This window comes from Vibrio sp. Vb2131, assembly GCF_033338535.1.
In the GTDB taxonomy this organism is placed as follows: Bacteria; Pseudomonadota; Gammaproteobacteria; order Enterobacterales; family Vibrionaceae; genus Vibrio; species Vibrio alginolyticus.
Window position 1 is genome coordinate 349,207 of sequence record NZ_JAWOSW010000001.1, and the last position, 20,871, is coordinate 370,077.

Annotated in this window: 16 protein-coding genes; 8 read left to right on the forward strand and 8 right to left on the reverse strand. The window is 45.0% G+C overall.

The window, feature by feature from the left end; translation table 11 throughout:
- Nucleotides 1-134 precede the first annotated feature (134 nt).
- A complete protein-coding gene (locus R7E38_RS01500; protein WP_226082700.1) occupies nt 135-728 on the forward strand; it encodes a mechanosensitive ion channel family protein in 594 nt (197 codons plus the stop codon).
- Nucleotides 729-864: 136 nt separating this feature from the next.
- Nucleotides 865-1,449 (forward strand): flavodoxin family protein, encoded by a 585-nt coding sequence (locus R7E38_RS01505; RefSeq protein ID WP_226082697.1) that lies wholly within the window; start codon nt 865-867, stop codon nt 1,447-1,449.
- A gap of 63 nt (nt 1,450-1,512) precedes the next feature.
- On the opposite strand, the gene R7E38_RS01510 is transcribed toward R7E38_RS01505, so the two are convergent.
- Nucleotides 1,513-3,138 (reverse strand): ABC transporter substrate-binding protein, encoded by a 1,626-nt coding sequence (locus R7E38_RS01510; RefSeq protein WP_225477238.1) that lies wholly within the window; start codon nt 3,136-3,138, stop codon nt 1,513-1,515.
- Nucleotides 3,139-3,279: 141 nt separating this feature from the next.
- On the opposite strand from R7E38_RS01510, the gene mpaA reads away from it, so the two are divergent.
- Nucleotides 3,280-3,990, forward strand: coding sequence for a murein tripeptide amidase MpaA (gene mpaA, locus R7E38_RS01515; protein ID WP_115386879.1), 711 nt, complete (start codon nt 3,280-3,282; stop codon nt 3,988-3,990).
- A gap of 19 nt (nt 3,991-4,009) precedes the next feature.
- On the opposite strand, the gene R7E38_RS01520 is transcribed toward mpaA, so the two are convergent.
- On the reverse strand, nt 4,010-4,861 hold the full coding sequence (locus R7E38_RS01520; RefSeq protein WP_005500180.1) for an SIS domain-containing protein: 852 nt from the start codon (nt 4,859-4,861) through the stop codon (nt 4,010-4,012).
- A 242-nt stretch (nt 4,862-5,103) separates the two neighbouring features.
- On the opposite strand from R7E38_RS01520, the gene murQ reads away from it, so the two are divergent.
- The 3 genes from murQ to R7E38_RS01535 all read left to right on the forward strand — a co-directional run bounded on the left by murQ (nt 5,104) and on the right by R7E38_RS01535 (nt 8,682).
- The gene (gene murQ / locus R7E38_RS01525; RefSeq protein WP_226082695.1) at nt 5,104-6,018 is read left to right on the forward strand and encodes an N-acetylmuramic acid 6-phosphate etherase; all 915 of its coding nucleotides are present in this window, start codon (nt 5,104-5,106) and stop codon (nt 6,016-6,018) included.
- 5 nt (nt 6,019-6,023) lie between these two features.
- Nucleotides 6,024-7,478, forward strand: coding sequence for a PTS N-acetylmuramic acid transporter subunit IIBC (gene murP, locus R7E38_RS01530; protein ID WP_226082692.1), 1,455 nt, complete (start codon nt 6,024-6,026; stop codon nt 7,476-7,478).
- A gap of 148 nt (nt 7,479-7,626) precedes the next feature.
- Nucleotides 7,627-8,682: a porin gene (locus tag R7E38_RS01535; protein ID WP_086047163.1), complete on the forward strand. Its 1,056-nt coding sequence runs from the start codon at nt 7,627-7,629 to the stop codon at nt 8,680-8,682.
- A gap of 89 nt (nt 8,683-8,771) precedes the next feature.
- Here the strand turns inward: R7E38_RS01535 and R7E38_RS01540 are convergent, their stop codons facing one another.
- The gene (locus R7E38_RS01540; RefSeq protein WP_086047162.1) at nt 8,772-9,437 is read right to left on the reverse strand and encodes a peptidase E; all 666 of its coding nucleotides are present in this window, start codon (nt 9,435-9,437) and stop codon (nt 8,772-8,774) included.
- Nucleotides 9,438-9,474: 37 nt separating this feature from the next.
- Nucleotides 9,475-10,386, reverse strand: coding sequence for a LysR family transcriptional regulator (locus R7E38_RS01545; protein ID WP_053812320.1), 912 nt, complete (start codon nt 10,384-10,386; stop codon nt 9,475-9,477).
- 88 nt (nt 10,387-10,474) lie between these two features.
- Here R7E38_RS01545 and catC point away from each other — a divergent pair, with 88 nt between their 5' ends.
- The gene (gene catC, locus R7E38_RS01550; protein ID WP_005383592.1) at nt 10,475-11,134 is read left to right on the forward strand and encodes a type C chloramphenicol O-acetyltransferase; all 660 of its coding nucleotides are present in this window, start codon (nt 10,475-10,477) and stop codon (nt 11,132-11,134) included.
- A 56-nt stretch (nt 11,135-11,190) separates the two neighbouring features.
- On the opposite strand, the gene R7E38_RS01555 is transcribed toward catC, so the two are convergent.
- The 4 genes from R7E38_RS01555 to R7E38_RS01570 form a co-directional block, all read right to left on the reverse strand.
- Nucleotides 11,191-12,870 carry a DUF342 domain-containing protein gene (locus R7E38_RS01555; RefSeq protein WP_167415796.1) on the reverse strand — a complete coding sequence of 560 codons (1,680 nt, stop codon included), beginning with the start codon at nt 12,868-12,870 and terminating at the stop codon, nt 11,191-11,193.
- Between the two features lie 251 nt (nt 12,871-13,121).
- Complete coding sequence (locus R7E38_RS01560) at nt 13,122-15,149, reverse strand: tRNA(Met) cytidine acetyltransferase TmcA (protein WP_086047160.1); 2,028 nt, start codon at nt 15,147-15,149, stop codon at nt 13,122-13,124.
- A 105-nt stretch (nt 15,150-15,254) separates the two neighbouring features.
- Nucleotides 15,255-16,229, reverse strand: a complete 975-nt coding sequence (locus R7E38_RS01565) for a ParB/RepB/Spo0J family partition protein (protein ID WP_226082689.1) — start codon at nt 16,227-16,229, stop codon at nt 15,255-15,257.
- Between the two features lie 7 nt (nt 16,230-16,236).
- A complete protein-coding gene (locus R7E38_RS01570) occupies nt 16,237-17,454 on the reverse strand; it encodes an AAA family ATPase (protein WP_226082687.1) in 1,218 nt (405 codons plus the stop codon).
- Between the two features lie 1,238 nt (nt 17,455-18,692).
- On the opposite strand from R7E38_RS01570, the gene R7E38_RS01575 reads away from it, so the two are divergent.
- Nucleotides 18,693-20,663, forward strand: a complete 1,971-nt coding sequence (locus R7E38_RS01575; protein ID WP_005374502.1) for a replication initiator protein RctB domain-containing protein — start codon at nt 18,693-18,695, stop codon at nt 20,661-20,663.
- Nucleotides 20,664-20,871 lie beyond the last annotated feature (208 nt).

The following is a 20,871-nucleotide window of genomic DNA, read 5'->3' on the forward strand; positions in this document are numbered from 1 at the left end:
AAGTCTTTGATTAACCAATATAGTACTCTGTAGTACCTCAACACAGAGACAAATGGTGTAAAGAAAAATTGTGATTACTTACAGCAAAAAATCAGCTATAAAAGCCGCTTTCTAGATATCGTCGAGATGAAGAAATGAATGATTGGATCCAATTTGAGCAAGTGAGCCAGTATTTCACTACGGGCTCCCTCGGTTACAAACTATTGATGGGCATTTTTGTCCTGATCGCGTATCGCATCCTGAAGAGGATTGTAAATAGAGCCATCCTAAATTTGGCAACAACGAAAGGTGTAAAAAAGGCTCGTTTGAGTTTTATTCAGCGCTGTTTCGATGTCGCGCTGCTATTTTTGACCGCCTCTATTTTTGCCATTATCACAGGTATTGGCTATGGCGATGTGTCTTTGTTCCTATCGTCCATTTTTGCCGTATTAGGTGTGGCGTTTATTGCGCAGTGGTCAATTCTGAGCAACATCACTGCCAGCTTTTTGATCTTTTTTGTCTTCCCATACCGAGTGGGTGACCGAATTAAAGTCGTAGATAAAGATGAAGACATCTGCGGTGAGATTCAAGAAATCAGCATGTTTCACGTGTTAATTAAGCACGACAACGGAAACTTAATCACTTACCCAAACAACCAGATTTTGCAAAAAGCAGTGCTAAAGCTGGCAAAAAACAAGCCAGAGCCAAGTAAAGCAAAATCTCGGATTTATACTCGCAGAAAGAAATAACCCACTAAAAAGCCGATGTATCTACATCGGCTTTTTTAATGCACTTCTTTTTAAGTTTTAGTGTTGACCTCAACTTAGCTTGAGGTTTTAGCCTTAGTCGCACGATTAAAAATCAACAATGAAAAAAGGAACCATTGTGTCCAAAATTGCGATTATTTATTTCTCTAAAACCGACGTTACTGGTCAACTTGCTCGCGCGATTGCCGCAGGCGTTGAACAACAAGGCATTAAGCAGCAAGGTGAATGTGAAATCCTCTCTCACCGAATTGAAGGCAGTGAGATTATTGAGGGACGTTTTGTGAATCCTAACCTAATGGATGAACTTGCTGAGTGTGATGCGATTATCTTTGGCTCACCGACCTATATGGGCGGTGTAGCAGCACAGTTTAAAGCATTTGCAGATGCAAGCAGTGAATCTTGGTATTACCAGAAGTGGGCAAATAAAGTGGCAGCAGGTTTTACTAGCGGAGGAGCGTTGAATGGCGATCAATCTTGCACATTACAATATCTACAAACGCTCGCTAACCAACACGGCATGATGTGGGTCGGGTTGGATAAGATCAGCAATTCTGGCGAGCAAAACCTGAATCGTTATGGTGTACAAGGCGGTATTGTTGCACAAGGTGATGAAGATGGTCAGTTACATGCCTCTGATGTTGCAACGGCGGAGTATCTTGGCAAACGAGTCGCTATGCTCGTGAACAAGCTCTCCACTCGCTAACAATAAAAAGAAGCCCCGTAAGATACATCTTCGGGGCTTCGTATTTATCGCTTGTTTTGAGCGCTACTTCTTGATGTAGAGGTCTTTCGAGTAGATACGACCTTCTACGTTGTTCTTGGCAAAACCGCCAACCGTAGGACGAACCAAACGCGCTTGCATGTAGTAGTAAATCGGTGCGATTGGCATATCCGCCGCCAACAATTGCTCGGCTTGATCATAGAAACCTTGGCGCGCTTTCTCATCGGTTGCGGCCAATGCACTGTTCATCGCGTTGTCGTACGCTTCATTGCTGTAACGTGCAAAGTTACCCGAAGAACCTGAGTGAAGTAAGCTCAGGAAAGTAGACGCTTCATTGTAATCACCACACCAGGAAGCGCGCATCACATCGAAATTGCCTTGTTTACGCGCCACTAAGTACGACTTCCACTCTTGGTTTTCTAACTCCACGTTTGCACCGAGATTTTTTTGTAGCATCGACGCTATCGCAACCGCGATCGATTTGTTTGCCTCACTGGTGTTGTACAGCAATTTAAAATCGAGCGGCTTGTCTTTGCTGTAACCCGCTTCTTTTAACAACTGACGCGCTTTCTCGTCACGTTGTTGCTGACTCCACTTACTATACTCAGGGGGCGTCGCATCAAAACCGGCAGTGTACTGATGCGCAAAGGTATACGCAGGAAGGTTGCCCACTTGCGTGACACCATTCGTAATCACATCACGCATGATGGAGTACGACACCGCTTGACGCACTCGCGCATCATCAAATGGCGGACGAGTGGTATTGAACGCGTAGTAATACGTGCACAGTAATGGCACCACCGTGTAAGCCTGCTTGTAATCTTGTTTAAGCTTCTGCGCCATATGAGTCGGCACATCGGACGTGATATCCAACTCTCCTGCCGCATAACGATTGATCGACGCGTTTTGGTTTTCAAACGGAATGTAAGTCACTCTGTTTAGATGCGTATCTGCGCTGTCCCAGTAACTTGGACTCTTAACCAGTTCAATGCGCTCATTCACGACCCACTTATCCAATGTGAATGCACCGTTGCTAACAAATTGGTCTGGATCGCTCCACGGCTTGTCGCGGTTTTCCACTGTCGCTTGATGCACTGGCATCATGGACGTGTGCCCAGTCATAGCAACAAAGTACGGCACTTGACTGTCCAACTCAAAACGTAGGGTGTATTTATCCACTGCCTTGATGCCGAGATCGTCCAAAGGCTTTTTGCCCTCTGCTACATCGGTGATGTTTTTGATCTTGGTGAGTTTGAGATACCAAACATTTGGAGAAGCGGTTTTCGGATCTACCGCTCGGCGCAGTGAATAGACAAAATCATCCGCTGTCACAGGCTCGCCATTCGACCATTTCGCGTCTTTGCGCAAGTGAAAAGTAAAGGTTTGGTTGTCGTTGGTTTCCCATGATTCTGCCACACCGGGAATAATGTTTCCGTCACGATCTTGAATCACAAGCCCTTCAAATAAGTCACGAATCACATGCATTTCTGGCAGACCTTCGGCTTTCGCTGGATCAAGCGTCGCCGCCTCTGCGTCATTCGCACGTACTAAATGCTGTTCTGCGGCGAGTTGAACGCCGTTAGGTAAGGTATCCGCAACGACAGATGCAGAAAGAAAAGGGGTGAATAAAGAGGAAATCAGCAACGCCGTTGAATGTTTTTTAAAATCCATATCGTTTTTCGTTCTCCTAACGCGTCTTGTGAAGCAAGCGCCACAATTAACATTTCAACCGTTGACGAGTTTAAACGGTTCGGTTTAGCTAGGTTTAATTAGCTTAGATATTGATATTACTTCATCAATCAGGAGATTACGGTGAGTCTAATTCCAAGAACGGAAAGAGCGGCATTTTTAATTCGGCCAACAACATACGGTCATTCCGTGCTTGGTGCGCCATTACTGTATTTTCCGGCACAAGTCGAAAGTGCTTCGCGAGGTTTGATTTTGGCAGGCACTCACGGGGATGAGACAGCCTCGATTGCAGGTTTGTCCTGTGCGCTAAGAAGCTTGCCAGCTAAAAACTTACGACATGATGTGATTCTGTCAATGAATCCTGACGGCAACCAGCTAGGCACACGTGCAAATGCAAACCAAGTGGATCTCAATCGCGCGTTTCCAACCCCAAATTGGACTGAGCATGGCACCGTGTATCGATGGAGCTCTCACACACCCGTTCGAGACGTAAAGGTGAAAACAGGCTCTAAAAACCAGCTAGAGCCAGAAGTTGGCGCATTAATTAACTTGATTGAACTGCGCAGGCCAAAGTTTGTAGTGTCGTTTCACGAACCGCTTGCGTTTGTAGATGATCCCAAACATTCCAACCTTGCCAAATGGCTCCACGAGCAGTTTCAGCTGCCAATCGTGGACGATGTCGACTACGAAACACCCGGCTCATTCGGCACTTGGTGTAGTGAACGTGATTTACCTTGCATCACGTTGGAGTTACCGGCAATTTCTGCCGATCTCACCATTGAAAAGCATCTATCCGCTTTTATTGCTTTACTGATGCACGATCCGGATCTTTAGTCCGCTGTTGGTTAAGCGATCATGTGAGGATCTGTTTGATGTCGGTACTGATATCGCTGATCAACTGACGTGCACTTTCGTCTCTTTGCTGAACCAAGATGATAAACAGCAAATCGGTGATCACGTTTTGCGCGGTGCGCGAAGCAATGGATGAGCTGCGATGTTCCGTTTCATTGGCAATCGTATCAAACGTAATATCGGCAATACCACGCAAGCGGCTTCTCCCAGGAGCAGATAACGCAATCACCTTCGCGCCCTGCTCTTTTGCCGCTTCTGCCGCGACGAGAATTTCTTTGCGTTCGCCCGAATACGAAATCGCTATCTGCACATCTTCTGAAGAGAGGGTACGAGCAACAGCAATCTGCACGTGGCTGTCTTGTTCGGAAAGCGCCGTAATACCGAGTTTAAGCAGTTTAAAGCTTAAATCCTTCGCGGTCAGGGCTGAGCCCCCAATCCCGACCACTTGCACTCGACGCGCTTCACTCAACCATTTCACCGCTTGGTGACACGCTTCATAAGACAGCGCATTGGTGGTTTGAAACATAGCATCTGTTTTTGCTTTCACCAGTTTCTGCGAAATAACCGCGATGGGATCATCTGCCAAAATATCACTGTGCAACGGTGTCGACTGCATCGCATGCTTACGGCCAATCTCTTCATTCAGAGCTAACTTAAACTCGCTGTAGCCTTTAAAACCAATACGCTGAGTAAATTTCACAATGCTCGATTGACTCACTTTTACTTGCGCCGCAAGTTCTTGGCTAGTGAGGAGCGCCGCCTTTTCTGCGTTTTCAACAATCCAATCGCCGACCAAACGACCACTTTGCGAAAGCTGAGTACGCCTCGCGACTATCTTATTGACAACTGACACAACAAAAACCTCAAAAAATTTAAATAAATTATTCCAAAACAAAAATAATTGGAGTTTGATTTAACCCCATGATTGTTCTAACCAAGCCAGTTTATACCGGATGTAATGGACGTATATTTTCTCTCATTATTCCAAACTTCTCCTGCACAAAGAATAACCTAAAGTGTGATTTTTATCACCAAAACAGAATATTTTATTCCATAGAATCGCCCTCAGATTGAACATTACGAAGAGTGTAAAACATGAAAATTGATTTAAGCCGATTGGTGACAGAAAGCCGTAATCCAGCCAGTGCAGAGATTGATACGCTTTCGACCATCGAGATGCTGCAAGTCATTAATGAAGAGGATCAAAAAGTCGCGCTCGCGGTCAAAGCAGTGCTACCACAAATTGCAAAGGCGGTTGATGCAATTACTGCAGCGTTCGCCAATGGTGGCCGTTTGGTTTACATGGGAGCTGGCACATCAGGCCGCTTAGGAATTCTTGATGCGAGCGAGTGTCCTCCTACCTACGGCACGCATCCAGACATGGTGATTGGCTTAATTGCTGGTGGACACCAAGCGATTTTGAAAGCGGTAGAAAACGCAGAAGACGACGTGAAAATGGGTCAAGACGACTTAAAAGCGCTTCACCTCACCAAGCATGACGTGGTTGTAGGCATAGCTGCAAGTGGCCGCACGCCTTATGTGCTAGGTGGTTTGGAGTACGCTAAATCCATCGGATCTACGAGCGCATCTATCGCCTGTAATCCAGAATGTGCCATGGCAAAAGCGGCCGACATCGCGATTCTGCCGATTGTTGGCGCAGAGGTTGTCACTGGCTCTTCTCGCATGAAAGCCGGCACCGCACAAAAACTGGTGTTAAACATGCTCACGACAGGTGCAATGATTCGTAGCGGTAAGGTATTTGACAACTTAATGGTGGATGTAGAGGCCACCAACGCCAAGCTCATCCAACGCCAAACCAACATTGTTGTAGAAGCAACTGGCGCATCAAAAGAAGAAGCAGAGCGAGCATTAAATGCCTGCGATCGACACTGCAAAACTGCCATCTTAATGATTTTGGCCGATTTGGATGCCGAACAAGCCAAATCACGCCTCGCCGCGCACAACGGTTTTATTCGCGCAGCACTAAATAATCCGAGTTCTGAAGGATAGACCCTATGGCAAAAATAACTTCAAACACAGTATCGCAGTTGCTGTCCGCAGTGGGTGGCAGCGGCAACGTAAGCAAATGTGGTAACTGTATGACGCGTTTGCGTTTATCGCTCGCCAACAATGGTTTGGCTGATCAGTCAGTTATCAAGCAAATTCCCGGCGTAATGGGTGTGGTGGAAAGCGATGAGCAGTTTCAGATCATTCTCGGTCCCGGAAAAGCTCAACAAGCGGCTGAGATGATGAATCAATTGATCGACAGCTTAACTTCTAGTGACAGTGAAGAACCAGATATGCCGCAACAAGATCTTTCTGCCGTCGCGGCCGAGCAGAAAAAACAGATGAAGAGCAAACAAACCAGTGCGGTTCAGCGTTTTTTAAGCAAGTTTGCCACCATCTTTACGCCGTTGATCCCTGGCTTTATTGCAGCTGGTTTGTTGCTAGGTTTTGCGACGTTATTGGAACAGATGTTTGTTCTCGACCAGACACCAAGCCAGTTTATGTTGGATTTGATCGCCTACATGAAAGTCTTTGGTAAGGGTCTGTTTGCTTTCCTAAGTATTCTGATTGGTTACAACGCGCAGCAAGCGTTTGGCGGCTCTGGTGTTAATGGTGCCATTCTCGCCTCTTTGTTTGTGCTGGGTTACAACCCAGAGGCGACATCCGGTATTTACTCTGGCATGAACGAGTTTTTCGGCTTTGCGATTGATCCGCGCGGCAACATTATCGGCGTACTTTTGGCGGCGATCATCGGTGCGCAAGTCGAGCGTAAGGTTCGTCAATACATGCCAGATGATCTGGACATGATCTTAACGTCCGTTATCACTCTGTTGATCATGGGTGCGGTAACCTTCTTGATCATCATGCCAATCGGCGGCGAGTTGTTTAAAGGGATGTCTTGGTTGTTCCTCAACTTGAACGATAACCCATTAGGCGCTGCAATCTTGGCAGGTTTGTTCTTAATTTCTGTGGTATTTGGCATCCACCAGGGTTTTGTTCCCGTGTACTTCGCATTGATGGAAACACAGGGCTTTAACTCGCTATTCCCTATCCTGGCGATGGCTGGTGGCGGTCAGGTTGGCGCGTCAATGGCGCTGTATTTCAAAGCCAAAAAAGACGCTCTACTGCGCACTCAAGTTAAAGGCGCTATTATTCCGGGTCTTCTAGGCATTGGCGAACCATTGATTTACGGCGTGACATTACCACGCGTAAAACCATTCGTTACCGCTTGTATTGGTGGTGCTGCGGGCGGCTTCTTTATCGGTTTAGTTTCTTACCTTGGCTTACCAGTTGGTCTTAATACGGTGTTTGGCCCGTCCGGTATCGTGGCGATTCCTCTCATGACATCTGAAAATGGCATCTTCCCGGGCATGATGGTGTTTGTTACCGGCCTGCTTATCTCTTACATCGTCGGCTTCCTCGCGACTTACTTCTTTGGCTGCAAAGACGTCGATTTAAGCTAAATCATTCTTCCCCTATAGGAATGGACTAGCTCGCGCCCTTGGCAGACAAGGGCGCACCCTCTCTCTACTTCACGACAATTTTTCTTATTCCGTTACTCGGAAGGGGCTTTGTCGTATCTAAAACAATAGAAATGAAAGGTCGTTAATCATGAAAAAGCACATTTTGACTCTACTTCTCCCTACATTGATGGCATCAAACGCAATGGCAGCGCAGCTGTATCAAGCAGAAGATGGGTCAGTTTTAAATATTTACTCTCGTCTTGGTTTCAATGTCACCAGTAAAAATGACGAGCACGGCGATGCAAATGGCGAGTTTGATGGCCGTATTGGTTTAAACGGTTCACAAACCATCAACGAGTACGCGTCGATCATCGGCCAAGCGCAATACCAAGTGGGTGCAGCTGAATACGCAAACCAAGTAAACGACAAACCGTCTCTGACCGCGCGTTATGTATGGGCGGGGATTGATGCGAAAGATTATGGTCGCATTACAGGTGGTCGCGTGGCATCTGGATTGATTATGTTTACCGACATTGGTGATGTATTCGCCTCTTCCGATGTTTCTATGGCGCGCCAAGCGAATAAAGTCGACAAAACCGCGACGCAAGTTTTCCGTCAAGATGGCACGCTGCAATACCAAAACAACCTAGGTAATTTCGATTTTTCTGTCGCGTACATTTTAGGAAACAACACTTCTGAGCTTGACTACGGTTACAACGCTGCACTGCGTTATACGCTAGACATGGGGAATTTGGGTACCTTGGCACCAGTGGTGGCGATGCAGAAAAATAAAGGTGATGCACGTGAAAGCAACGACACCGATTACACATTCTGGGGCGCAGGTACACGTTACTACCTAGGAGATTTGATGTTGGGTGCGTTGTACTCGGAAGATGAACTAGAGGGCTATTACTCGCAAACCAGTACCGACAAAGTGATGGAATTGACGGCGGTTTACAGTGTAAATGACAAATGGGCACTGCGTGCTGGTTATCGTTCTTTAGAAAACAGTGAGGGTGACGAGCTAGAGCTGAAAGATACAACGCTAGAAGTGCAATACAAACTGACGCCTCGTTCTTCTATCTACACAAACTACGTTGATCGTAACGGCTCGCGTGGCTTCAGCAATGGACAAGAAGTCTCGTTTGGCGGTGCGCACGCAGACGAAAGCTACTACCACTTAGGTCTGCGTTACGAGCTGTAAGCACGAGACTTAATGTAAGTTAGCTGAATCCATGAGCTTCTTCTGTGTCCGGTCAGTAGTTATTGCCTTTAATGCTGATTTGAAGAAGCTCACCCTCGCCATATGTTTTCTTCGTTACCTGTTTTAACCAACACGCCTGCATCAGGGAAGCTGGTGACAGTAGCTAACAATTTTCCATCAACAAAGTGCAATGCCGCATAATCGTGAATACCATAACAAGTGATGCTCGGTTGAGAACGAGCAAAGGCTTGGAAAACCTCAAACTTCTCACCAACATGGGAAAAATGCGCCGCAGCCAAACCGTCAATTAATCCAAGACAACGCATAACTTGGTATGCTTCGGGATCACTGTCTGTCACCGCAAACTCAAACCAACAAATTGCACCAGCGCTCATGCCACACATGATGATGCCTTGTTCATAACACTGCTTGAGTATTCTATCGATTCCCCATTCGCGCCAAATGGCCAACATCGAACGCGTATTACCGCCACCGACGTAAATGATGTCTTGTTCAAATAGCGTTTCTTTCCAACCAGCATCAAACTTAAACAGCGGAAAATGGGTTACGTTTTCACTAAGCTTCGCATTGTAAAAACGTTCAATAACTTCATCGGCGTCTCCCGTGGCTGTCGGTAGAAAACAAATGTTTGGATTCTCTTTACCAGACAAAGACAAAATGTATTGATCGAGCGGACTCGGGTTCTCTCCCATCATCCAGCCACCACCACCAATCGCAATACAGTGTTTTCGCATTCCTTTGCTTCCTCAATTGTTGCTAAGTTTGTTGTCGCTATTCGCCGACAGAATATATGTTCCTAAAGTGATCAATGAACGCTCGCGTTCTTCTTGGTAAGTGCTCACGTTTTGGGTAGAGCAGATAAAGCGGCAAAATCGCATCCGTTTGCCATTCTGGCAGCAAACTCACGAGTTGTTCTTTTTGTGCAGGGTCGAGTTTAGCCAGTGCAAATTCATCTAACATGGCTACACCACAGCCAGCCAAAGTAGCATCCAACATGGACTGGACAAGATTAAAACTCAGCGTACTTTCTAACTCAATGCTGCACTGCTGTTGAGTTTGCTTATGCGTAAACGTCCACTTGTCTAACACCAAGTCACGACTTTTATAAAGGATGTGCTCTAAGTCACCAAGATCCTCTGGCGTACTTACATTTGGTTTATCAGCTAAATACGAGCGATGAGCGATCGGTTTACAGTGTAAAGTGCGTAGCTGATGGCCGACGTATCCCTCTGGGGGAGTATCGGTAAAGTAGAATGCGATATCAAACCCAGCCTCAATCAAGTCGAGAGGTGTCTCTGTGAAGATCACTTCGACGCTCACTTGTGGATGTTGCAATCGAAACTCGATCAATGTTTGGCTGAGTAACGCAGCTCCGAAAGAAGCGGACGCCGCTATTCTCAATTTTCCCGATACGATCTCGTTTGCCATGACTTGCTCATTGATCTGCTCAGCGCCTTCGAGCAGTTGCTTTACCTGCTGATAAAACCGCAAACCATCGTAGGTCAAATTAAACTGGCGCGTAGTTCGCTGAATAAGCTGCACCGACAATATGTCTTCAAGCTGTTTAAGTTGCCGACTTACATGCGCATTCGAACAATTCAGTCGCTTTGCTGCACCAGCAATACTCCGTTCCTCACACAAAGCGACGTAAAGTGGTACGTAGCTGAGCCATTTTATTTCCATACAGTAATTCTGAATCTCTAAAATCAAACTACTGGAAATAATAGAAAGCCTCTAAACTCTGTACAACCTAAATTTGAAAGGATGAGTTATGAGTGTTTTCGACACGTGGTTAAAAGGTCAAGTCATTAAAGATCACATCACTAATCCCAATATCATCGTTGGCGATTACAGCTATTACTCGGGCTTCTATCATCAAAAAAGCTTCGAAGAGCAAGCGGTACGCTACTTGTTGGGTGACCCCGTCACACTTCAAGAATGGCAAAGTAGAGAACCCGATAGCATCGACAAATTAATCATTGGCAAGTTTTGTTCCATCGCTTCTGGAGCCACCTTCATGATGGCAGGAAACCAAGGTCATCGCATTGACTGGATTTCGACCTTCCCCTTCTCTCCTGAAGACTTTGGAGAAGGCGTACAAGACGGTTTCGAGCGTGCCGGAGATACAGTGGTGGGGAACGATGTTTGGATTGGCAGCGAGGCGATGATCATGCCCGGAGTAAACATCGGTGATGGAGCCGTCATCGGAGCACGCACCGTAGTGACGAAAGACGTGCAACCTTATTCGGTAGTGGTTGGAAACAACCAAGTCGTACGTCAACGATTCAGCGATAAAGAGATTGAAACTCTACTCAATATCCAATGGTGGAACTGGCCAATAGAACACATTAAACAAGCAATGAAAGTAATGTGTAGCAGCCAAGTCGGTGCGCTTGCGGACTACTATCAAGAGCACATTGTCGATTTGTAGATAAACAAAAGCCCACACATCTTGTTGCGACGTGTGGGCTCAGTGAGTAAGAAAGCTTAAACCGCAGCGACGTCCTCTTCTTCCAAGTTCGCCGAGACTTTAATTTCGTATTGATTGAAACGGAACGAACAACCGCCATGAGTGCGCTTTGTCGTTACCTGCTCGTCGCCAAACTGCACCGTCACGCGTGTGAAGACACGCTCTTTGGCTTCGACAATATTTTCTTCTAACGCGACTTCAAAGTCGTGTTCCGTTTGTTCTAGCTTTTGCTTTATCGCTTCAAGCTGCTCGTTGTTTTGTGTTTTCATCACGTCAATCTGAGCTTGTTCTTCGTCGGTACGTTCGGCTTTAGGACGTTTCTTAAATTCGAGCTCTTTACGAATCACATCCATCGTGCCTTCTTGAGCGCGTTTGTATTGTTCTTTAAGCTCTGCTAATCGTTCCTTAAATGCAGAATAGCGTGCGAACGCTTCTACCTTAGTGGCGGTGTCGCCTTCTACGCCCAATTGTAAGCACACCACTTTGCCACCGACTTTTGCATCTCCGCCGCTGAGCGTGCCGTTCCTACCGTTCGCGTCTAGCACCGTCAGATTGCGCCCACAAACAATATCGTTATTCATGCTGTGCACCGCCAACTCAATATCTTCGCCGGCTTGCAAATCACAATATTGGGCGTAGCTGGCACGAATCGAACCTTTGGCTTTGACGTGACAACTCTTTGGCTGGCCATCACTCACGGTATGGCCAATGATCCCTTTACCAACTTGGATGTCGTCTTGCGCTTGTACGTCAGCCGATTCAATGAAGCCGCCTACAGTAATAGAACCCGTCGCTTTAACAATCATGCCAGATTCAATGTTGCCACCGATAATCACATTCCCTTTGAATTTCACGTGGCCTGTATTCACGCCAACGCTATTGAGGCAGAGTGCGTTATCAACTTCGATGGTTTTGTCTTTAATCAGAGGCGTACCGGATACCGATGCAATCAATAGGTTTGGGTCTTGCTTGCTTATCTCGGTGCCCTTGCCTGGCTTCATTGGGCTGTCTTTTCCGGCTTGTGGAGGAATCACTCGCCCTTGAACAGTAAAACCAGGCGTACCTTTGGTCGCAGGCGTGCGGCGCATCACCTCATCGCCTACGTCAACCGCGATAGTTTCACCGAGGTTACGTAAATCAATTTTGTCGCTAGCAGATTGGCCGTCTTTGGGTTTGAGGATGCGTTTGGTGATGTCTTTAACAAGAGGAGTAAAAAGAGCGTCTTTGCCTTTGATAGGTTGCTTACCAACCGCTACAGGTTGAGAAAAAGTTTCGCCGGGTTTGAGCTGAGTGCTGACAACCAACACTTTCTTCAAAGCCAGTTTGTTGATGCCTTTCGAAACTCGCGCTTGAGCAAGGGCTTGAACAATCTCGGGGCCACGTAAACCTCGGCCTCCGTACGCGCCGACAACGTTCATACTGGCGAGCATGTCATTATTCGATAATTCAACCTCAACTTGCGCGTTGCGTTTTTCCGCAATGACGATGCCTTCGTAGGCCTCGGCTTTACGTTCTTTGGCGCAGTTAATGAATCTCACGACTTCCCCCTCAACAACAAACATCTTTTCAGCGTTCATTGCGACGAGCTGCTCGTTTAATTCATTTTGATTTAGCTCACCACCGAGGTCCACTTCTCCCGGAAGACGGGCTATCACCTTGGTCTTATCTTCAGATAACTCAAGACACAGCTTCCACATACCCTTACCACTTTGCTTCCCATCAACACTTTCAGTCTACCCAAATCCGTTTTCTGAACAAACCTCGCATTTCTTATTATAGGGCTCACGTCACTAAAGAAAGTAATCCATCAATAACGGTTAAACAGATATTAAGAGAGCATTTCGATTTAACCTAAAGCTCAATCAAAATACACGCCGAAATAAAAAGGAGCTGGATTTACAGTGTAAAATCAGCTCCTAATAATTTCATTTACAGTGTAAATTTCCCTTTAGTGTTTACAGTGTAAATCGTTCCAAATGTGTCTTACTTCGTCCCTTAACTGCTGCTCAACTTGCCTTCTTCCAGGTAAACCAAATTGCTGAGCACATTCAGTCCAACTACGGTTAAGAAAAAGCTTACTGATCATCAAGTCGGAAGCGGAGTTCAAACCTAAGTTAAGTAACCACTGCTGAAGCCAAGCAGACACGGACTCATAACTGTTACCACCATCAGCATAGCATTCAATTAGTAATAACTTAGCGGGATGAAGTGGACTCATTCCCAAAGGTTGCGGTAATAGAGCTCGAAAAATAGAGGCTTCTAATTTTGGATAGACGTCAGCCACATTATTAGACAACATTTCTTCAAATAGCGCCTGAGATTCATCGACCCAAGCCGTCTGTTGGGAATCACAAGGTTTGACCATCAAGACTGAATAACAACCGCTAGCAGCATCGCGCATTGACCCTAAACGAATTGCACGGAAGTTCGATTGTAGCCAGAAATGGACCAACTCTTCCGTCGCACCGAAACTCGTGGATAGGTAAGCAATGTGTTTAGCCGCCATTTGATCAAGTTGCTGCAGCATTTTTTGACCGATGCCTCTTCCTTGCAATTCCGGATGAACAGCAATTCTCATGACTCGCAGCGTCGATAGATTCGCGACATTCGGAAATCCTAGGTGGTTTGCAATCGTAACTGGGGCTAAGTGTCCTTTAGGACGACGCTTACCAAGCTGAATTTCTTCAACCAATTCAGCGTCAAGCCCACCCTCTTCGACCGCTAATATTACCCCCACAACCGCATTATCTTGCTTAGCAAAATAGAGCTGACTGTTGTCGTCTTGCAAAAGGTGAATCAAATCATTCGGCGAGGTCTGATAATGAGCATTAACCAAAAGAGCGAAGCACTCGCGCAGCAAACTAGGCTGCGATATCAAATCGTCCTTATCGGCTTTAGAAAGGGAAATTGAGTCGACCTGGTTAAGTTGATGGTGCGTTAACTCCGCATCCAACAAAAACGCGTCATAGAGCCATGATTCGAGCGCATCATTCATGCTCCAGCGGATGGGCTGTGTCATGTGCCACGTTTTCATTCCCGAACGCTGTTTCTGAAGCCAATCAACAAATTTAATCGTAAAGCCCCGGCCACAACCTTCATAACCGTGAATAGTCGTAGAAAAAATGAGTCGATGATAATGTTCGGTAATGCTCTTGAGCATAGGAACTGGAATTGCAGCCGCTTCATCGACAAGTAACAAATCACATTCAGGTCGACTCAATAATAGTTCATCTGGAGCAATAAATTGAATGGCTCCCTGCCCTGATTCTAATCTGTCCTTCTTAATACGCTGTGCGCTAGGGAGTAAACGTAAAGCATGTTGGTAAACAGGCTCAACGGCTTTTATAGATGGTGCCGTAATTAAGATTCTAAGCGGCTTCTGCTGTAATAAGTTCACACACGCAATTCCGAGGGCACTTGTTTTTCCACGTCCACGATCAGCGGTCAAAATTAATGGTCGCTTTCGATGTCCTGTCACCACCTTTTCAATTAGAGAAATGGCATGTTCTTGTTCCGTGTAGTGGCTTTCTTTTTCTGCTTGCTTGATGTCTGGAGCCGTTGGCAATGGTTTGTCTTGCTCAATAACAACGAGCTTCTCCCATTGTTTGTGCATCCATTGCTGAGCAAAATTCGCATTTTGTCGCAGCTCAGTAATGACAATAAGAAAACCGCCGCCAACCAATGAGCCAAGCGCGGCGGTAAAACTATTGGCGTCAAAGCCATTTCGAGCATCAAACAATAGAACGTCACACTCTCTGCCTAGCAACATGTGCCCTTGTTTAGACGAAACACTGGATACGTTTTTCAAACCAAAATCACCAACAGAAAACCAACGTTGATGGCGCTGCGTTTTATGGAACTCTGACATCAACGCATTTTGCCAAGAAGCCTCGCCTTGAATGACAACACCAATCCTTTGGAAAGATTGGTGAGCTTGATGTTGAAGTGATGAAAGGAAATCAGATTGTGTCTGCATTTTGTCTATCCAACGTTGAACTGACGCAATGGTATCACATCTTTAATTTGACGCTTCTCAGATATAAAAAAACCGCCCGGAGGCGGTTGATTCAATCATCATTTGTTATTGCAGTTTGGTTTGTACAAACGCAAGAATCTCTTCCATTAAGCTGTCGTCAACTTTCTTCAAGTTCAACGCCAGGCTGCTACCTTTTCGGCTATAGCTTGCTCGACCTTTTACTAAGTCGACTTTTTCGGTCTTCTTGCCAGGTTTTGCTGGTGCAAGCTCAGCAATCCAGTTTTCGATGCTTTCCGTGACTTCTTTTGTCAGACGAGCAACGCCTTGAGCTGTGCTTCGCTGCCATAAAAAGCCTTCGCTAGAGCGACACTTATCTAACAGCTCTTGCTGCTGCTCCGGCGTTAGCGTTGAAAACTGTTTGTGCAGTTTCACGATAGTTGGACGACCGAGATCGCCAACATTCGGATACGCTTGAAGCAGTTCTAACGGTAATGCTGCGGCTTTTAAAGCACCACTTACCAACGCTTCACTGCACTGGAACATTTTTGCCAATGCTTTCTGATCCTCAGCTTCACCACTATCAAGCTTAGCCTGCATCTCTTTCCCTTTTTCGTATAAAGAGAGCGGTTTGTGAGCATTTGCCACATCAGACAAAAACTTAGCATGGTCAGTATTGATGTTGTCAGCAACATAAACCAAAAAATCTTGTTCAGCGAGGATACAAGACATGCGACGACGGCTACCATCTAAAACTTCAATCTTGCCATCTTTAGTTCTACGACCCACAGCTGGATATTGTTGGCCACGCTCTTTGAGTGTGACTAAAACATCAGATAAAGCATGTTCGTTTAAGAACGATTGCTCACGAGCGTTGTCAACAAATACTGTTGTTTCTGTCGCAACTTTATTTGCAGGAATACGCACAAGTTCAAACTGAACAATATTTTCACCTGCAACTGCTAGTTCAATCGTTTGAGCTTTCTCTTTTGCCGCAGTTTGCGCCTCTTGCGGAGTCACAACACGACGCTTATTCGTTTTGCCAAATAATTTCGCGTTTAATTCAGACGTTTTCAAAGCCATTTACTTATTACCCCTGATTCAATGACGGCCAATTAGAGTGCAGCACACGCTCTAATTCCAGTGCGCTTTTATGAACAGCGTCCTGCGCGGTAGCTAGTGTCTTCTTACCGCCTTCAAAATCGCTTACTGTCAGATCAAATACTGTGCTGTAGGTATCGGCACAGGTTTCAAACGCACGGCTACGAGGAATAGTAGCCATCATAACTTGGTCACCTAGAAGATAGTTCATTTCAGTTAAAACAGAAACTTGCTTCTTATTGTCGTCCTCAAACATGGTTGGCATCAAGCGAACAAACTCAAGACCATTCCAGTCCTTCGGGAACATTTCATATACCGTAGGCAAATGCTGGAAGAAGTTTACTGTTGAAGCCCAGTCCAGACGCTTAGCCGCACAAGGAATTAGCAAGGCATTTGATGCATACATCGCATTCCATACTAATGGGTCAACGTGTGGACCGGTATCAATCATAATGATATCGAAGTCATCAGCAATTTTATCAATCAGTTGCTCTTTCAGCAGACGGACGATATCGAGTGATGGGTCTTCAGATAGCGTTTGCCATGCTTCCGCATTAAACATCGCGTCTTCTGGAAACGCTGAAATCGACTTTAAGTTCGGATATTGCGTTGGCAGCAATACGTTTTTACGTAAAAATTCACTGTCAATTTCCACACCATCAGGAACGTTACCCAACATAATGTCTACCGCAGAATAGATATTATCATGCTCTGCCATGCTGATTTGCGGGTTGAGGAATAAACGTAGCGAGCCTTGTGGGTCTAAGTCGATTAAACAAATACGGTATCGTTTATCCAAATTTAGCGCTAAACATGCCGCTAAATGAACCGCGGTCATTGATTTACCTGTACCGCCCTTTTGGTTCTGCACATTAATAATCCAAGGTTTGTTACCTGAATTCTTTTTACGCTCATGAAATTTAGGCACTTCAGCCGCATCCATGAGCATGTGTGCTTCTTCTAACGTAATTGAATAATGATTCGCGTTGTTTTTAGTAAATTGATGCCCAGCGGCTTCCATTTTACCAATCGCGTCGTCGAGCTTACGGCGAGTTAGACCAGAACGGGTTTCCATCATCGCTTTCGACATTGGTGGGAAGTAGTTATCGCTTCGCTCTTCTAAAACAATTTCAATACGGTCAGCTTGAACCTGCTGAGTCAGCTCCGCTAACTCAAGAAGGTTTTCAATCGTTTTTTCTCTTTTCATGCCAAATTCCGTTGGAAGGATTTATAACTGCAATTGTACAGCAGTAAAGACCAAAAACAACAAAAAGGTGCACGAACATTTTGAATTACCATCACATAAAAAAACACCCAAATCGACGCTTTTATGATTTATGGTCAAAAAGATAACTATTTTTAATCAAATAATCTTCTCATAAGTGGACACCTAAACTTAAAAATAAAAAGTGTTACAGCGTCACTCATTTACAATGTAAATCAATTTTCTACCGGAACGATTATAATCTTAAGCTAAATTACGGATTATGTTAGACCAACCTAATTTAAACGAAAAATAGTAAGTAATATCGGAACAATAAAGACCTGAACACCTTGATCATGTCTCCGAACAAAATAGGGCAGTTCCAGCGAAACATCTATGGAAGTATGATCAAGGTATACTTATGATCATGCTTCCGTGTTAATAAACAAATCCGAAAGCATGATCATGGCAAAATTGAGCAGAGTACGGTGTAAACACGCAAATAAAATAAGATCCATTAATCGGAAGTATGATCAAGCCTTAGAATCTCTCGGAAGCATGAGTTTTCTTCTCTGATTTACGGTTGAGTGCAGACAGAATGGGGGATTGAGCAGAAATTGACGGTATAGAAGCCGGAACAATGAAATTGCTCAAGTTGCTATGATAAATCACGCTCTCATGATCATGCTTCCTGTAAATAAGCAGAGACTAGGATTTACTTCTAAATATGAGCGACTTGAATGTATTTTAATCAGATGAGTGATATCTCATCAATATGGACGCCAGAACGATAGATATATTGGCTCTTGATCATCGATCCGAGTATAAATAACATCACCAATGCACAATATAATCATCGTGAAGATCATTATTAAATACTGCATCTGTGGATAACCTGTAAAAACATCATGATCATCGTTTCAAGACTCTTTTGATCATCTTTTCATAACCTTAATGATCATGCTTACGAAGAAATATGATCATGCTTTCAGGTTATTGTTGATCATACTTTCAGACTTCTTATGATCATAGTTCCGAAACACATGGAAATAATAGTCTTATAGAACAAAAACTTAGCGAGAAATTTCAAGCCAGATCATTAGATCATATAATCAATTAAGATCAGATTAATCAAAAAGATCAGTTATTTAAAAAACAATCTTTTTTCTTTATTTATGATCTGTTTTTCTTTATTCTTCGGAACCATAGCACAACTACGGCTAGTGTGATCTGGATCTAAAATGACGGCTGATGAAAAAATTCTGATTAAAGCACCGAGAAGCCACAAAGATGGCCATCTTTTTGAGGTACATGAATCCTCTGCGGATTGGGTAGAGCAGTACCAACATTTCAAAGGGGTGACCAAAAGCATCTTAGAGTTGCTTAATCTGATCTCATTACGAGGCTTCAGCAGCAAGGATGGTTTGGTTTCAACCACAGAGATTGTGGAAGCAACAGATGGGCAACTCACACGTGCAGCTCTGCAACAACGTTTGCGCGCGGCAGTAAATATTGGTTTATTTACTCAAACTCCAGTGCGTTTTGAAGAGGGACTTGCTGGTAAAACGATGCTACATAAATTTGTGAATCCCAATCAGCTTATATCTGTGTTGGGAGCAACAAGTCTTGTTACCGACAAAGTTCGCCAGAACGAGAAACAAAAACGTTCGAAAGCATTGGCTCAGACTCAAGTAAACAAACGTTTGTTGAATGAGCACGGGTTAAACACACCTCCCACGATGAAAGATGAAGCCGATCAATTTGTTGTATCTCCAACAAATTGGGCTGGGATCATTGACCAAGCACTTGCGCCACCAAGAACTCGAAAAAGTTATCAGAAATCCATGGTGTCGATCTCTGGCACAAAAGCCGTTATTGAGACGCGATCATCCAAAAATATCATGACTGTGGATGATCTCATGACCCTGTTCGCTCTCTTCACGTTAACGGTTCAGTATCATGATCATCACAAAGATCAGTATCAGCTTGATGCGGCTCACGTACCAAACAAAACGCCGCTATACATCACTGATATTTTGTCGCTCAGAGGCAAAAAAGACAGTGGCCCAGCTCGTGATTCCATCCGTGACAGTATCGATCGTATCGAGTTTACCGATTTCCAACTGCATGAACTCACTGGCCGATGGCTCAGTGAAAATATGCCCGAAGGCTTTAAGAGTGACCGCTTCCGCTTCTTAGCCCGTACCATCACGGCTTCAGAAGAAGCGCCCGTTGAGGGCAGTGATGGCGAAATTCGTATTAAACCCAACTTATACATCTTGGTGTGGGAACCGTCGTTCTACGAAGAACTACTAACACGCGATTATTTCTTCTTGTTCCCACCAGAAATCCTGAAACAGCATACGTTGGTGTTCCAGCTATATTCGTTTTTCCGTAGCCGTATGGTGCGCCGACACACAGATTGCATGCTGTTGAGCGAGTTAAATCAGAAGCTTGCACGTAACATTGAATGGCGTCGGTTCTCAATGGATCTGATCCGTGAGCTGAAACGCTTGTCAGACGGCAAAGGGACAGACGATCTTTTTGTGGTGAACTTATGGGGCTATCACTTAACGATCGAAACTATGATCGAGAATGATAAAGTGATGGATTACCAGATCGACATCAAATGTGACGTCGAAGAGGTACTGCGTTACTCACGTGCTCGTACAACCAACGCAGGCAAGCGCAACATGGCGCCTACGCTGCCAAACCCGCTTCGTAATGAGATGGTAACCCGACAGCAGCTTGAGGAGCTCTCAGGCATCATAGACGGCGAATTTGAGCCCATTCAACGCAAAGCACCGTCTCCAAGAGGAAATTTAGGGCGACGCGTGAAGCAAAGAAAACATTTGGTAGAGATCAATGCTGATGAGATCACCATTACTCTATCTAAATATACCTCACCAGAGGCTCTAGAACGCAGTATAACGGCTTTGTCTGCGATGACAGGGCACTCGTATGCCTCAATCAAAGAAGAGTGCTCAGATTACATAGAGAAGCTCGATTGGCTAAGGGTAGGGGATGAGCCGATTCCTTATGAGACATTAAGTAAAACCGTCGAGCTGTTTAACACCCAGAACGATGTTAAGCATCTTACCATCGAGCGCTTGATTGCGGGGTTAGCGGTGCGTCGGAAAGTTTGTCGTCAAATCTTCGATGGTCACATGGATGAAATGGTATTTCGTGCCTTGGATGAAATGGCGATTTAAAAGTGTCGCTTGATGTGTATCAAGCTATAGGTGTGATGTATCGGTTTGAAATGTAACAATGTCTTTCGATGATAAAAAACAGACTTAACTCTTACAAACCACTGACATTAGAAGCCAAGCCTAATACTACTATTTATCCCGAATAGACAACCTTTTGTCCTTTCTGATGATTAATAGATTGGCTCATATTGTTACATTCATTCTGAAT

What these genes read in the sequence shown, in the direction of transcription:
- R7E38_RS01555 (WP_167415796.1), bottom strand. Translation starts at nt 12,870, where the DNA reads ATGTGGAAGCTGTGTCTTGAGTTATCTGAAGATAAGACCAAGGTGATA.
- R7E38_RS01535 (WP_086047163.1), top strand. Translation starts at nt 7,627, where the DNA reads ATGAAAAAGCACATTTTGACTCTACTTCTCCCTACATTGATGGCATCA.
- R7E38_RS01510 (WP_225477238.1), bottom strand. Translation starts at nt 3,138, where the DNA reads ATGGATTTTAAAAAACATTCAACGGCGTTGCTGATTTCCTCTTTATTC.
- R7E38_RS01565 (WP_226082689.1), bottom strand. Translation starts at nt 16,229, where the DNA reads ATGGCTTTGAAAACGTCTGAATTAAACGCGAAATTATTTGGCAAAACG.
- murQ (WP_226082695.1), top strand. Translation starts at nt 5,104, where the DNA reads ATGAAAATTGATTTAAGCCGATTGGTGACAGAAAGCCGTAATCCAGCC.
- murP (WP_226082692.1), top strand. Translation starts at nt 6,024, where the DNA reads ATGGCAAAAATAACTTCAAACACAGTATCGCAGTTGCTGTCCGCAGTG.
- R7E38_RS01500 (WP_226082700.1), top strand. Translation starts at nt 135, where the DNA reads ATGAATGATTGGATCCAATTTGAGCAAGTGAGCCAGTATTTCACTACG.
- R7E38_RS01560 (WP_086047160.1), bottom strand. Translation starts at nt 15,149, where the DNA reads ATGCAGACACAATCTGATTTCCTTTCATCACTTCAACATCAAGCTCAC.
- catC (WP_005383592.1), top strand. Translation starts at nt 10,475, where the DNA reads ATGAGTGTTTTCGACACGTGGTTAAAAGGTCAAGTCATTAAAGATCAC.
- R7E38_RS01540 (WP_086047162.1), bottom strand. Translation starts at nt 9,437, where the DNA reads ATGCGAAAACACTGTATTGCGATTGGTGGTGGTGGCTGGATGATGGGA.
- R7E38_RS01575 (WP_005374502.1), top strand. Translation starts at nt 18,693, where the DNA reads ATGACGGCTGATGAAAAAATTCTGATTAAAGCACCGAGAAGCCACAAA.
- R7E38_RS01570 (WP_226082687.1), bottom strand. Translation starts at nt 17,454, where the DNA reads ATGAAAAGAGAAAAAACGATTGAAAACCTTCTTGAGTTAGCGGAGCTG.
- R7E38_RS01545 (WP_053812320.1), bottom strand. Translation starts at nt 10,386, where the DNA reads ATGGAAATAAAATGGCTCAGCTACGTACCACTTTACGTCGCTTTGTGT.